The 13299-nt window shown below is 62.5% G+C and carries 13 protein-coding genes; 9 read left to right on the top strand and 4 right to left on the bottom strand.

The genetic code is table 11. The annotated features are described in order from the left end of the window. Positions 1-188: 188 nt before the first annotated feature. Positions 189-617, bottom strand: coding sequence for a rhodanese-like domain-containing protein (locus tag HBN98_RS21205; RefSeq protein WP_064588084.1), 429 nt, complete (start codon positions 615-617; stop codon positions 189-191). Positions 618-719: 102 nt separating this feature from the next. Between HBN98_RS21205 and ftrA the strand changes: the two genes are divergently transcribed. Further along, positions 720-1694, top strand: coding sequence for a transcriptional regulator FtrA (gene ftrA / locus HBN98_RS21200; RefSeq protein WP_083368691.1), 975 nt, complete (start codon positions 720-722; stop codon positions 1692-1694). A gap of 107 nt (positions 1695-1801) precedes the next feature. Here the strand turns inward: ftrA and cobF are convergent, their stop codons facing one another. Both cobF and HBN98_RS21190 read right to left on the bottom strand, forming a co-directional pair. Then, positions 1802-2557 (bottom strand): precorrin-6A synthase (deacetylating), encoded by a 756-nt coding sequence (cobF, locus tag HBN98_RS21195; protein ID WP_083368690.1) that lies wholly within the window; start codon positions 2555-2557, stop codon positions 1802-1804. Next, entirely contained in the window at positions 2557-3126 is a 570-nt protein-coding gene (locus HBN98_RS21190; RefSeq protein ID WP_083368689.1) for a histidine phosphatase family protein, read from the bottom strand. The genes cobF and HBN98_RS21190 overlap by 1 nt, the downstream gene beginning before the upstream one ends. 331 nt (positions 3127-3457) lie before the next feature. Between HBN98_RS21190 and HBN98_RS21185 the strand changes: the two genes are divergently transcribed. The 8 genes from HBN98_RS21185 (at position 3458) to HBN98_RS21150 (ending at position 11747) form a co-directional block, all read left to right on the top strand. Continuing rightward, complete coding sequence (locus HBN98_RS21185) at positions 3458-4312, top strand: MurR/RpiR family transcriptional regulator (RefSeq protein WP_083368688.1); 855 nt, start codon at positions 3458-3460, stop codon at positions 4310-4312. Positions 4313-4314: 2 nt separating this feature from the next. Then, the gene (locus tag HBN98_RS21180; protein ID WP_083368687.1) at positions 4315-4959 is read left to right on the top strand and encodes a cysteine hydrolase family protein; all 645 of its coding nucleotides are present in this window, start codon (positions 4315-4317) and stop codon (positions 4957-4959) included. After that, on the top strand, positions 4956-6287 hold the full coding sequence (locus HBN98_RS21175; protein ID WP_064588090.1) for a type I glutamate--ammonia ligase: 1332 nt from the start codon (positions 4956-4958) through the stop codon (positions 6285-6287). The genes HBN98_RS21180 and HBN98_RS21175 overlap by 4 nt, the downstream gene beginning before the upstream one ends. Then, entirely contained in the window at positions 6271-7023 is a 753-nt protein-coding gene (locus HBN98_RS21170; protein WP_083368686.1) for an N-formylglutamate amidohydrolase, read from the top strand. Before HBN98_RS21175 ends, HBN98_RS21170 begins: the two co-directional genes overlap by 17 nt. An 87-nt stretch (positions 7024-7110) precedes the next feature. After that, positions 7111-8460 (top strand): APC family permease, encoded by a 1350-nt coding sequence (locus HBN98_RS21165; protein ID WP_083368685.1) that lies wholly within the window; start codon positions 7111-7113, stop codon positions 8458-8460. A gap of 119 nt (positions 8461-8579) precedes the next feature. Continuing rightward, the gene (locus HBN98_RS21160; protein ID WP_083368684.1) at positions 8580-9596 is read left to right on the top strand and encodes an arginine N-succinyltransferase; all 1017 of its coding nucleotides are present in this window, start codon (positions 8580-8582) and stop codon (positions 9594-9596) included. Between the two features lie 61 nt (positions 9597-9657). Beyond that, positions 9658-10692: an arginine N-succinyltransferase gene (astA, locus tag HBN98_RS21155; RefSeq protein WP_064588094.1), complete on the top strand. Its 1035-nt coding sequence runs from the start codon at positions 9658-9660 to the stop codon at positions 10690-10692. 185 nt (positions 10693-10877) lie between these two features. Next, the gene (locus HBN98_RS21150; RefSeq protein WP_064588095.1) at positions 10878-11747 is read left to right on the top strand and encodes an isocitrate lyase/PEP mutase family protein; all 870 of its coding nucleotides are present in this window, start codon (positions 10878-10880) and stop codon (positions 11745-11747) included. Positions 11748-12031: 284 nt separating this feature from the next. Here HBN98_RS21150 and HBN98_RS21145 read toward each other — a convergent pair whose 3' ends face one another. Continuing rightward, entirely contained in the window at positions 12032-13264 is a 1233-nt protein-coding gene (locus HBN98_RS21145) for a M20/M25/M40 family metallo-hydrolase (protein ID WP_064588096.1), read from the bottom strand. Positions 13265-13299 lie beyond the last annotated feature (35 nt).

Raw genomic sequence — 13299 nt, 5'->3', positions numbered from 1 at the left:
TACAGAAGATCGGCGCACGCGTTGACCGGGATCAACGGTGCGCCGACATGGTGCAAAGGCTGTAGGACAAACCCTCAAAAAGGCGACCTGGTGCACATGTAGGAGCTGCGGAAGGCTGCGACCTTTTTGCTGTTGATTCTAAAAACAAAGGCAAAAGATCGCAGCCTGCAGCAGTGCCTGCAAAACAGTCAGCATTCGCAGGCGATGGGGATATTGGCGGGCTGTTCGACGTTCAGCGAAAAGCCTTCATCCAGCCAGCCGGTCACACCACCGATCATCTCCTTGACCGGGTAGCCCAGCGCCGCCAGTTTCACCGCCGCCTTGTTGGCGCCGTTGCAGTGCGGGCCGGCGCAATAGACCACGAACAGTGTGCTCTTCGAATAAGCCGCCAGGCCTTCGGCGGTCAGCCAACGGGTCGGGATGTTGATCGCACCCGGCACATGACCGCGTTCGAACGCCAGCGGACCGCGCACATCGACCAGCACAAAATCGACGTTACCGGCCTCCTGGCTGCTGAAGACGTCGGAACAATCGGTTTCAAAGGTCAGACGGTTGCTGAAGTGCATCAGGGCAATGGCCGACGGCGCGGCAGGAATTTCGCGAACCAGGCTGGTCATGCTGTGTGGCTCCTACATCGGTTGAGGTATGAACAGACTTTATCGGGCCGACACTTGGCGCTACAGTGGCGCGCAAGACACTCACCGGGAATTTTCCGCCAAATGCCTGACTCACCTGGATTGGTCGCGATTCTGGCCTACGACGGCCTCTGTACCTTCGAGTTCGGGATTGCCGTGGAGATCTTTGGCCTGTCGCGGCCGGAATTCGATTTTCCGTGGTACGAGCATCGCATCGTCGCCGTTGATCAAGGGCCGATGCGCGCCATGGGCGGTATTCACGTACTGGCCGACGGCGGCCTGGAACTGCTGGCGCAAGCGCGCACCATCGTTATTCCCGGATGGCGTGACCGTGAAGCCCCGATACCCGCGGCCCTGCTCGAGGCATTGCGCCAGGCCCACGCCCAGGGCGCGCGGCTGTTATCGATCTGCTCCGGCGTATTTGTGCTGGCCGCCAGCGGCTTGCTCGACGGCCACGGCGCGACCACGCACTGGCGCTACAGCGATGAACTGGCGCGGCGCTTCCCGGCGATTGCGGTGGATCCGGACGTGCTGTACGTCGATTCCGGCCAGTTGATCACCTCAGCGGGCAGCGCCGCCGGGATCGATGCCTGCCTGCATCTGGTGGCTCGGGACTTCGGCACTCAGGTCGCCAATGCGGTTGCGCGACGACTGGTGATGTCGCCGCAACGCACCGGCGGGCAAGCGCAGTTCATTCCCACACCGGTCAGCCCGACGCCGCGCAACGACCTGTCGCGGGTAATGCAGTGGGCCCGCGAGCGCCTGCACCAGCCGCTGGAAGTGCGTGATCTGGCCAGCGAAGCGGCGATGAGCGAGCGCACCTTTCTGCGGCGTTTCAGCGAGGCCAGCGGACAATCGCCCAAGGCCTGGCTGCAACACGAACGCCTGGCCCGGGCGCGGGAATTGCTGGAAAGCACGGCGCTCAACACTGAGCAGATTGCCCAGCGCTGTGGTTATCGTTCGGTGGAAAGTTTTCGTGTGGCGTTTCGCAGCGTGGTCGGGGTGCCGCCGTCGGTGTATCGGGAGCGGTTTGGGCGAGGGGTCAAAGCGATTTCCTGAGGTGACTCATAAACCGCTTTCGCGAGCAGGCTCGCTCCCACAGGGTGACGCGTTTCAAAAGTGGGAGCGAGCCTGCTCGCGAAGGGGCCAGCCCAGACGGCAACAATCTAAGGCTTGCGCAACAAATAGGTATCCATGATCCACCCATGCTCGGCCCGCGCCGCCTTGCGCGTTCGCTCGATCTGCTCTGCCACATCCTCAAGCTTGCCGCTGATCAGGATCTCATCCGGCGTGCCCAGGTAGGCGCCCCAGTAAATCTCGGTCTGCTGATCCGCAACATGGCGGTAGGCATCTTCAGCATCGAGCATCACCACCAGGCTGTCCGTGTCACTCACCTGCCCCGCTGCCAGACGCCGGCCGGTGGTGATTTCCAGCGGCTGACCGATGCTGTTCAACGGCACTTTGTGTTGCGCGGCCAGGGCCTGAACGCTGGTGATGCCGGGGATCACTTCAAACTCGAATGCACAGCGGCCCGAGGCCAGAATCGCCCGCAGGATGCGTATCGTGCTGTCGTACAGCGCCGGGTCACCCCAGACCAGGAAACCACCACACTGGGCGTCGGACAGTTCCTCATTGATCAACCGTTCGAAGGTCTCCTGCTTGGCGCGGTTCAGATCTTCGACCGCACGGGTGTAGTCCACGTCGCCACGCTCGCGTTCCGGGCTGTGGGCTTCGACGAATCGATAGCCAGGATGGGTGATGTAGCGTTCACAGATGTCACGACGCAGGTCGAGCAGCTTGTCCTTGCTCTGGCCTTTGTCCATCAGGAAGAACACGTCCACGCGGTTAAGCGCTTTCACCGCCTGCATCGTGACGTAGTCGGGGTTTCCGGCGCCGATGCCGATGACCAGCAGTCGTTTCATCACTGTGCTCCCGCAAGATTGATACCCGGCAAGCGTAGCCGCCAGATGCCGTTGAACCGCAACTCGACCACTGACAGCGGTTCGACATCGATGGCGTTGAACGCTGCCCCCTGCACCACCTGCATTAACGCAGCGCGCACCACGAATGGATGGGTGATCGCCACGACGTGTCCCGGCGTGGCCTGCAAGCTGTGCAGCCATGCCGCGACCCGTTCGCCTAATTGCCACACCGACTCGCCACCATGGGGTGCCACCTGCGGATCGTTGATCCACGCCTGCAAGGCCTCGGCCTCGTTCAGTTGCAGATCCTTGATCGCTTGCCCGTGCCAGCGCCCCCAGTCGCAATCGCGCAGCGCTTCGTCCACTTGCGGTGCCGCACCGAACCACTCGGCGGTCTGGCGCGTGCGCAATTCCGGCCCGCACAGCAGACGCGTGGCACTACCGAACTGTTTTGCCAGCACACCGCGCGCCAATGGCTGATTTTCAACAGGCTCGTTCGTAGGAAAACGCGACAATTTCTGTGCGACGGTTCGAGCATGGCAAATCAAAGTCAAACGGGTGGATTGCACAGGGTTTGCACTCGCTGAATATCGTTGAATCGGCTGCAAACGGCCGGTCTTGGGGCAATTGTGCCGCAAACCGGGCCGCGCGGGTGAGCTCGCAACCTCGGCGTCCAACCTGCTGAACATGAAAAAACGGCAATGTCTTACACGCCGATGGGCAATGGACTACAAAGGCCAGCGACATCGGTGTAGCCCTTGTTACACAGGCCTCTCACGTTATTTAAACGCTGAATCGCTACCGGTAAAAATTCACTAGACATGTAACCTGAGTTACATAAATACTGTTTTAGCGGATTGTGAAACGAATTCGACACCCCCTCATCCAGCAGGAGCCCGGATGCCCCCTCTAAGAGACTTGATCACCGATCCCGGCCTGGAACTGACGCCGTCGGAGCGCAAAGTGATTCGCGCCCTGCTCGACCAGTATCCACGCAACGGCCTGGGTCCGATGGCGCGTCTGGCCGAACACGCCGGCGTCAGCGATCCGACCATCGTGCGGCTGGTGAAGAAGCTCGGATTCGGCGGTTATGCCGAATTTCAGGACGCCCTGCTCAGCGACATGGACCACCGCCTGCGTTCGCCACGCACACTGTTGCAGCCGCGTTCGCAGCTGAACAAGGACGATGCCTGGGGCCATTATCTGGCCGACAGTCAGCGCCAACTGGTGGAAACCCAGGCCCTGACCCAGCCCGAAGACGTGCGCATTCTGCTGGACTGGCTGCTCGACACCCGGCACCAGATCTACTGCTTCGGCGGACGCTTCAGCGGCCTGATGGCCAACTACCTGCTCAATCACATGCGTCTGCTGCGTCCCGGCTGCTTTGCCCTGGAAGACAACGCGCAACTGCCAGACCGGCTGTTCGATCTGCAACGTCAGGACGTAGTGCTGCTGTTCGACTATCGCCGCTACCAGACCCAGGCCTTGCGCGTGGCCAGTGCCGCAAAGAGCCGTAACGCGCGGGTGGTGCTGTTCACCGACATCTATGCCTCGCCGCTGCGCGAACTGGCTGACCTGATCATCAGCGCCCCGGTGGAATCGGCCTCGCCGTTCGACACCATGGTGCCGGCGCTGGCCCAGGTCGAAGCGCTGATTGCCTGCCTGACACTGCGCAGCCCGGATCTGGCCGATCGCCTGGAAGGCATCGATGCCATGCGCAATGAGTTCAACACCCACCTGCTGGAGGATAAATAAGGATGTTCAGCCTTCCCCACCGCTCGCCGCGGGATCTGCCGTTTGTCACCGACCACACTGCGTTGTTGCTGGTGGACATGCAGCGTGCCTGGCTCGAACCGCAGTTCGACCCGCACCTCGACGGCCCGGACGCCGAATATTTCCTGACCCGCGCGCACATGCAGGTGGTGCCTAATCAACGCCGGTTGCTCAGTGCCTTTCGCGAAGCGCGGCAGAACGTGCTGCACACCATCATCGAGAGCCTGACCGCCGACGGCCGCGACCGCTCGCTGGACCACAAACTGTCGGACATGCACCTGCCCAAGGGCAGTGAGCAGGCGCGGATCATCGACGACCTGACCCCGGTGGTGAACGAAATCGTGCTGCCGAAAACCTCGTCCGGGGTGTTCAACTCGACCAACATCGATTACGTGCTGCGCAACCTCGAAACCCGTCACCTGATCATTGCCGGCATCGTCACCGACCAGTGTGTCGACATGGCCGTGCGCGACGCCGCCGACCGTGGCTATCTGGTGACGCTGGTCGAAGACGCCTGTGCCACCTACACCCAGGCGCGACACGACGCCTGCCTGAACGCGATCAAGGGCTACTGCTGGATCACCGACACGCAAACCGTGCTCGGCCGGTTGCAGGAGATGCGCCCATGAGCGAACGCCTGACGCCGTTGCCGATGACCACCATCGTCACCACCGACCTGATCGGCATCACCCGTGGCCGCTCGTTTCCCACCGACGAGCTGGAGCATTATCAAGCCGCCGGTTGCGGCTGGGTGCCGGCCAACAGTGCGCTGACGCCCCAGGACATCATCGCCTCCACCAACCCGTGGGGTGCTTATGGCGATTTGCGGCTGATCCCCGATCTTGCCAGCCGCGTCACCGTCGGCAACGGCCCGGACGCTGCAGCCCCGGCGCTGGACTTCATTCACGGCGACATCCGCGAAACCGATGGCCGCCCGTGGAGCGCCTGCCCGCGCACGCTGTTGCGCGATGAAATCGAGCGCTATCGCGATGACCTCGGGTTGCAGGTCAACGCCGCGTTCGAACACGAATTCAACCTGCATGCCGGCTTCGCCGAACACTTGGCGTTCTCTCTCGAAGCACAGCGTCAGGGCGCCGAATTCGGCGGCTGGCTGCTCAGTGCCCTGCGCGCCGGCGGCGTCGAGCCGGAAATGTTCCTGCCCGAATACGGCAAGCATCAATACGAAATCACCTGCCGACCGACCCGCGGTGTGGCAGCGGCGGATCGCGCGGTGAACGTGCGCGAGATCACCCGCGAAATCGCCCGGCAAATGGGCGTCGACGTCAGCTTCGCGCCGAAAACCAAGGCCGACGCGGTGTGCAACGGTGTGCACCTGCACATCAGCCTGCTCGATCTGCAAGGCCTGCCGATGCTCTACGACGCGGGCACCAGCAACGGCCTGTCGACCCTCGGCCAGCATTGGGCCGCCGGGGTTCTGCATTACCTGCCGGCGCTGTGTGCATTCACCGCGCCGACGCCGGTGTCGTACGAGCGTTTGCAGCCACATCACTGGAGCGCGTCCTACGCCTGCCTGGGGCAGCAGAACCGCGAAGCGGCTTTGCGTATCTGCCCGACCGTGAGCCTGGGCGGCAAGTCCGTGGCGGCGCAGTACAACCTGGAATTCCGCGCCATGGACGCCACCGCCTCGCCGCACCTGGCGATGGCCGCGCTGCTGATCGCCGGACGGCTGGGCATCGAACAGCGTCTGGCGCTGAACGCGATCACCGATGAAATTCCCGATTCACTCAACGACGAGCAACGCAAGGCCCGGGGCATCGTTGCCCTGCCCGCCTCGCTGGCCCAGGCGCTGGATTGCCTGCGTGACAGTGCAGCCTTCAACCAATGGCTGCCCAAGCCGTTGCTCGACACTTACCACGCCCTTAAAACCGAGGAACTGGCGCTGACGGAACAGCTCTCGCCCGCTGACCTGTGTGAGCACTATGCACGCCTGTACTGAATCCGCCGAGCTGGGGTTGTATACCCGCCCGGTCTACAACCTGAGCCGCGAAGATTCATCGCATCCGTTGATCCTGGTGTGTGAGCACGCCAGCCGCTACATCCCCGAAGCCCTGAACAATCTGGGCCTGGACGATGCAGCCGCGCGCGAACACATCGCCTGGGACATCGGTGCCTTGCAACTGGCCGAAGCGCTGTCGGAAAAACTTGGGGCGACGCTGTTGAGCGCCAACTATTCACGGCTGCTGATCGACCTCAACCGGCCCCGGCATGCCCCTGACAGCATCCCGGCGCAAAGCGAGATTTATCAGGTGCCCGGCAACCGCGACCTGGATGAGGCCACCCGCGAATACCGGCGCCAGAACCTGTTCAAACCGTTTCACGCCCAGTTGCAGACCTTGATCGACGAGCGCGTCGCGCAGGGCCAGCCGGTGCGGGTCGTAGGGATTCACAGTTTTACCCCGGTGTATTACGGCCAGCCGCGCTCGCTGGAAGTCGGCGTGCTGTTCGGTCAGGCCAGCGCTTATGCGCAGCGGGTGATCGACGGCCTCGGCCAGTACCCGCTGAAAGTCGCGGGCAACCAGCCGTACCGGATTGATCCGCTGGGCGACATGACCGTGCCGGTGCACGGCGATGCCCGAGGCCTGGAGTCGGTGCTGATCGAGGTGCGCAACGATCTGCTGCGCAGCCCCGAAGCCGCCGCGCTGTGGGCCGAGCGCTTGGCGCCCCTGCTGTAACGAATGCTGTTAAAACTGCTGACGCTGTACACGACGGATCGACATAACAACTAAAAACGCTGGATAGGCTGACAAGGAGTTCGCTTCATGGAAATAGAAGAGTTTGGCTACAAACAGGAGTTGAAACGTAGCCTGACACTGACCGACCTGGTGGTGTACGGGATGATCTTCATGATCCCCATCGCCCCCTTCGGCGTGTATGGCTACGTCAATGCCGAGGCGCCCGGGATGGTGCCGCTGGCCTACATCATCGGCATGGTTGCGATGCTGTTCACCGCGCTGAGCTACGGCAGCATGGCGCGGGCATTTCCGATTGCCGGTTCCGTATATTCCTACGCGCAACGCGGCCTCAATCAGCACGTCGGTTTCATCGCCGGCTGGCTGATGCTGCTCGATTACCTGCTGATTCCGCCGCTGCTCTACGTCTACGCGGCGATGGCCCTGAACCATCTGTACCCGGACATTCCGAAAGTCGGCTTCATTCTGGCGTTCCTGGTCAGCGCGACGTTCGTCAACCTGCGCGGCATCACCTTCACCGCACGGATGAACATCATCTTCCTGCTGGCGCAACTGGTGGTGCTGGGGATTTTCCTGTTCTACGCCTGGAACGCCCTGCACAACGGTGGCGGCAACGGCGAGCTGACCCTGGCGCCGCTGTATCACCCGGAAACGTTCAACTTCGCCCTGCTGATGCAAGCGGTGTCGATTGCGGTGCTGTCGTTCCTCGGCTTCGATGCGATCTCGACCCTCGCGGAAGAAATCAAAGGCGACCCGGGCAAAAGCGTCGGCAAAGCGGCGCTGATCACCCTGGTGGTGATGGGCGCGATTTTCGTCGTGCAGACCTGGATCGCCACCGATCTGGCGGCCGGCATGGGCTTCAAGTCCGCCGACACCGCGTTCTATGAAATCGCCGAAATTGCCGCCGGCAGCTGGCTGGCCACCCTGACCGGTGTGGCGACCGCGCTGGCCTGGGGCGTGGCAGTGGCAATCACCTCGCAAGCCGCCGTGTCGCGCCTGCTGTTCGGCATGGCTCGCGACGGCAAGCTGCCCAAAGTGCTGGCCAAGGTGCACCCGAAGCACAACACCCCGTACCTGAGCATTTACCTGGTGGCGGTGCTGTCGCTGGTGATCTGCTACCTGTTCATCAATTCGGTCGACACCCTGACCTCGCTGGTCAACTTCGGTGCCCTCAGCGGCTTCATGCTGCTGCACCTGACAGTGATCAACTACTACTGGCGTCGGCAGAAATCCGGTCAGGTCGTACGCCATCTGATCTGCCCGGTGATCGGCTTCATCATCGTCGCCGCCATCATGTACAACATGGGCGTCGATGCGCAGAAACTCGGTCTGATCTGGATCGCCCTGGGCCTGGTGTACCTGTTCTTCCTGAACAAGCTCGGCGCCAGCACCGCGCTGCCTGACCCGAGCAATGGCTGACAAGAAAAAGGGCGGCGTCTGACAACAAATCAGGCGACCGCCGCTTTAAAGCGTGGCAACCGACAGTGATAGTCAGGTTCGGTGGGGATCACCGAACCCTTTGATACAGGAGTGCATCCATGCTGGTCTTACGCCCAGTCGAGCCAACCGACCTGCCGCAATTGCAGCAGCTGGCCCGCGACAGTCTGGTCGGCGTCACGTCGCTGCCGGACGACAGCGAGCGCCTGCGCGAAAAAATCGCCGGCTCCTGCGCCTCGTTCGACAGCGACATTCAGGCGCAAGGCCCGGAGAACTACTTCTTCGTGCTGGAAGACCTCGAGCAACAACGGCTGGTCGGCTGCTCGGAGATCCTCGCTACTGCCGGTTTCAACGAACCGTTCTACAGCCTGCGCAACCGCCACTTCACCAGTGCCTCGCGGGAATTGAACATCGAGCACGGCGTGCCGGCGCTGTCGCTGTGTCACGACCTCAACGACCACACCTTGCTGCGCGGCTTTCACATCGACAACGCGCTGGTGCGCAGCGCCTTTTCCGAATTGCTGTCGCGGGCGCGATTGCTGTTCATCGCCGCCCACGCACAACGGTTTGCCGATGCGGTGATCACCGAAATCGTCGGCTACAGCGACGAGAACGGCCACTCGCCGTTCTGGGACGCCCTGGGCAAGCATTTCTTCGACCTGCCCTACGTCGAGGCCGAGCGCCTGTGTGGCCTGCAGAGCCGCACCTTTCTCGCCGAACTGATGCCGCAATACCCGATCTACGTGCCGATGCTGCCCCCGGCGGCGCAGGCATGCATCGGCCGGATTCACCCGGACGGCCAGGAAGCCTTCGACATCCTCGAACGTGAAGGCTTTGAAACCAACAGCTACATCGACCTGTTCGACGCCGGCCCGACCCTGTATGCGCGCACCGCGAACATCCGTTCGATAGCCCACAGCCAGACTGCCACCGTGCGCCAGCAACCGCAGATCGACGCCCGGGGCCGCTATCTGCTGAGCAACGACGCACTGCAGGGCTTCCGGGCCATCGTCGCCGACCTGGATTACCAGCCCGATCAACCGCTGTCGCTCACACCGGACCTGTGTGCGGCGCTGAATATCAGCGATGGCAGCACGATCAGGCTGACAGCCCTGTGAACCACGCCCGGCTGCACACCCAACGACAGTGCCCGAACAGGCGCGTACAAGGAGTTACCGCATGATCGTCCGTCCGGTCAAAGTCAGCGACCTGCCCGCGCTGATGACCCTGGTGCAACAGGCCGGCCCGGGGTTCACCACCCTGCCGGCCAATGAAGACCGCCTCGCCCATCGGGTGCGCTGGGCTCAGCGCGCGTTCGCCGAGCAGGTCGAGCGGGCCGACGCCGATTATCTGTTCGTGCTCGAAGACGACGACCTGCGCGTGGTCGGTGTCAGCGCCCTGACCGGGGCGGTGGGCCTGCGTGAGCCCTGGTACAACTACCGGGTTGGCCTGACCGTGAGTTCGGCGCCGGATCTGGGCATTTCGCGGCAGATTCCTACGCTGTTTCTCAATAACGAACTGACGGGCCAGTCGGAACTGTGCTCATTGTTCCTCAGCCACGACCATCGCCACGGCAGCAATGGGCGGCTGCTGTCGTTGGGACGCTTGCTGTTCGTGGCCGAGTTTCCGCAGCTGTTTGGCGAGAAGATGATCGCCGAACTGCGCGGCAGCGCCGATGAACTTGGTCGTTCACCGTTCTGGGACAGCCTGGGCCGGCACTTTTTCAAGATGGACTTCAGCCACGCCGACCACTTGTCGGGCCTGGGCAACAAGTCGTTCATCGCCGAACTGATGCCGCGCCAGCCGCTGTACACCTGCCTACTGACCGAACAGGCACAAGCGGTCATTGGCCAACCGCATCCCAACACCGAACCGGCGCTGAAGATCCTGCGCGAAGAAGGGTTTACCCATAAGGGCTACATCGACATCTTCGACGGCGGCCCGGTGATCGAAGCACCGATCGGCAGCATTCGTACCGTGCGCGACAGCCTGGCGCTGACCCTGAGCCTGGGCACGCCGGATGATCAGGCGCCGTTATGGCTGATCCACAACCGGCGCCTGGAAAACTGCCGCATCACCGTGGCCGCGGGTCGTCAGGTCGGCAATACCCTGGTGGTCGACCGCCTCACCGCCAAGCGCCTGCAATTGCAACCGGGCAATTCGGTGCGCGCGGTGCTGCTGCCCAGGCAACAGCAACAGGCGGTAGCGGCCTGAACTCGGGGCCTGCCACTGGAAATCCGCTGATTGCAGATGAAACCTTTCAGCCGCTGGGACCATCATCAACGCCTCACTCGCAAATTCGTCATGAACCCTGACCCATTCGCGTGATAGCCTTTTCATTCTTCGGCGTTGACACCTTTGCTCAAGCCGTTCCATTCCTTTGTATTGGTGGAACTCGTATGACCAGGCTTTCCCATCAAGATTTGCGCCGTAACTTCCGTCAATTGCTGGCTTCCGACACCTGCTACCACACCGCCTCGGTGTTTGACCCGATGTCCGCGCGCATTGCCGCCGACCTGGGTTTTGAAGTCGGGATCCTCGGCGGCTCCGTGGCCTCGTTGCAGGTACTGGGCGCCCCCGACTTTGCCCTGATCACCCTCAGTGAATTCGCCGAACAGGCCACCCGCATCGGCCGCGTCGCCCAATTGCCGGTGATCGCCGACGCCGACCACGGCTACGGCAACGCCCTCAACGTGATGCGCACCATCGTCGAACTGGAACGCGCCGGCGTCGCCGCCCTGACCATCGAAGACACCCTGCTGCCGGCACAATTCGGCCGCAAATCCACCGACCTGATCTCGGTCGCCGAAGGCGTCGGCAAGATCCGCGCGGCGCTGGAAGCCCGGGTCGATTCGGAAATGGCGATCATTGCCCGCACCAACGCCGGCATCCTGCCGAACCAGGAAATCATCAGCCGCACCAAGCAATACCAGGCCGCCGGTGCCGATGGCATCTGCATGGTCGGGATACAGGACTTCGATCAGCTCGAGCAAATTGCCGAACACTTGACCGTGCCGCTGATGCTGGTCACCTACGGCAACCCGGCACTGCGCGACGACAAACGCCTGGCCGAACTGGGCGTGCGCGTGACCATCGACGGTCACGGCGCCTATTTCGCGGCGATCAAGGCCACCTACGACAGCCTGCGCGAACAGCGGCAGATCTTCACCCAGGCCTCGGACCTGAGCGCCACCGAGCTGACACACACCTACACCCAGCCTGAGGATTACATCCTGTGGGCGAAGGAATACATGAGCGTCAAGGAGTGATGTGTTGGCCGGGCTGACGCCATCGCGGGCAAGCCCGCTCCCACAGGTGATTTGGCAGACCATCGATGTGTGGTCACCCCCCAACCCTTTGGGAGCTGCCTTGCCAGCGAAGGCGGTGGATCAGGCTGTATGGCTGTTGATTGTACCGACGCCATCGCGAGCAGGCTCGCTCCCACATTTGATCTGTGTCGAACACAGAGACTGCGTTCACTGAAGATCCACTGCGGGTGGCTCGCCAGCGATGGGGCCGGTCGCCTCATCCCTGAACACTGTTCAAGCTGTGCCTATTTGGCCAACTCCATGATCATCCGCGACAACAGATAAATCCGCGGCGCCACGCTCGCCACTTCGGCGTACTCCTCCGGCGTGTGGATATTGCCGCCGACAATCCCGAAACCGTCCAGCGTCGGCGTGCCCACCCCGGCGGACAGACTGGCATCCGCCGCGCCACCGCTGCCCTCCTCGGTCAGCTTGCGGCCGATCTCGCCGTAAATCCCCTGGGCCATGGCCATCAAGCGATCCGACTCCGCCGTTTGCGGCATCGGCGGCAGGCCGCGCTTGAGGCTGGTGGTGACTTCGGTTTCGGCGATCAGCTTGTCCTGCGACACCCGCGCCAGGTCTTTCTCGATCCGGTCGAACTCTTCCGGTACCGCCGCGCGCACGTCAGCCTTGGCGCTGGCGTGATCCGGGATCACGTTGGTGCGATCGCCGGCCTGGAGCACGGTGAAGTTGATCGTGGTTTTCTTCGCCTCGTCGCCGAGTTTGCCCAGTTGCAGAATCTGGTGCGCCGCCTCCATTGCCGCGTTACGCCCCAGCTCCGGCGCCACCCCGGCATGCGCAGCCTTGCCCTTGACCTCGACCAGCGCGGTCGCACTGCCCTTGCGCCACACCACCAGGCCATCGGCCGGACGCCCCGGCTCAAGGTTGAGGGTCACGTCATGGGCCTTGGCGGTTTTCTTGATCAGGTCGGTGGCGACGTCCGAGCCGGTTTCCTCGCTGGCGTCGAGCAGGAAGGTGATTTGCGCGTAGTCCTTGAAGTCGAGGTTCTGCAGAATTTTCAGCGCGTAGATCCCGGCGACGATGCCGCCCTTGTCGTCCATCACCCCCGGCCCGTAGGCGCGGCCGTCCTTGATCCGGAATGGGCGTTCGGCGGCAGAGCCTTCCTTGAACACCGTGTCCATGTGCGCCATCAAGAGGATTTTCGCCTTGCCGGTGCCCTTGAAGGTCGCCAGCACATGATTGGATTTTTCCGGGGTATTGGGCACCAGCTCGATGGTCGCGCCAAGTTTTTTCAGTTCATCGATGGCGATCTCGCTGACCTGTTTCAAGCCCGGTTCATAACCGGAGCCGGAGTCGATATTGACCAGCCGTTCCAGCAGTTTCAGCGCTTCGGGCTGATACTGCTCGGCATCGGCCAGCACTTGCTTGTGCGGTTCGGCGAAGGCGTTGGCGGTGCTGAAGGCAAGGGACAGACCGAGGCTGGCGGCCAGCAGGGAGCGGGAAAATGAGAACGTCATGAATCGATCCTTGTTTCGCGTCGGGGGGGGATTAA

It is taken from the genome of Pseudomonas koreensis (assembly GCF_012986595.1).
Lineage (GTDB): Bacteria > Pseudomonadota > Gammaproteobacteria > Pseudomonadales > Pseudomonadaceae > Aquipseudomonas > Aquipseudomonas koreensis.
This window is presented reverse-complemented; position numbering and strand designations above follow the sequence as displayed.

Coding starts and splice junctions, on each gene's coding strand:
- astA (WP_064588094.1), top strand. CDS start 9,658: ATGATCGTCCGTCCGGTCAAAGTCAGCGACCTGCCCGCGCTGATGACC.
- cobF (WP_083368690.1), bottom strand. CDS start 2,557: ATGAAACGACTGCTGGTCATCGGCATCGGCGCCGGAAACCCCGACTAC.
- HBN98_RS21175 (WP_064588090.1), top strand. CDS start 4,956: ATGAGCGAACGCCTGACGCCGTTGCCGATGACCACCATCGTCACCACC.
- HBN98_RS21145 (WP_064588096.1), bottom strand. CDS start 13,264: ATGACGTTCTCATTTTCCCGCTCCCTGCTGGCCGCCAGCCTCGGTCTG.
- ftrA (WP_083368691.1), top strand. CDS start 720: ATGCCTGACTCACCTGGATTGGTCGCGATTCTGGCCTACGACGGCCTC.
- HBN98_RS21150 (WP_064588095.1), top strand. CDS start 10,878: ATGACCAGGCTTTCCCATCAAGATTTGCGCCGTAACTTCCGTCAATTG.
- HBN98_RS21180 (WP_083368687.1), top strand. CDS start 4,315: ATGTTCAGCCTTCCCCACCGCTCGCCGCGGGATCTGCCGTTTGTCACC.
- HBN98_RS21160 (WP_083368684.1), top strand. CDS start 8,580: ATGCTGGTCTTACGCCCAGTCGAGCCAACCGACCTGCCGCAATTGCAG.
- HBN98_RS21185 (WP_083368688.1), top strand. CDS start 3,458: ATGCCCCCTCTAAGAGACTTGATCACCGATCCCGGCCTGGAACTGACG.
- HBN98_RS21170 (WP_083368686.1), top strand. CDS start 6,271: ATGCACGCCTGTACTGAATCCGCCGAGCTGGGGTTGTATACCCGCCCG.
- HBN98_RS21205 (WP_064588084.1), bottom strand. CDS start 617: ATGACCAGCCTGGTTCGCGAAATTCCTGCCGCGCCGTCGGCCATTGCC.
- HBN98_RS21165 (WP_083368685.1), top strand. CDS start 7,111: ATGGAAATAGAAGAGTTTGGCTACAAACAGGAGTTGAAACGTAGCCTG.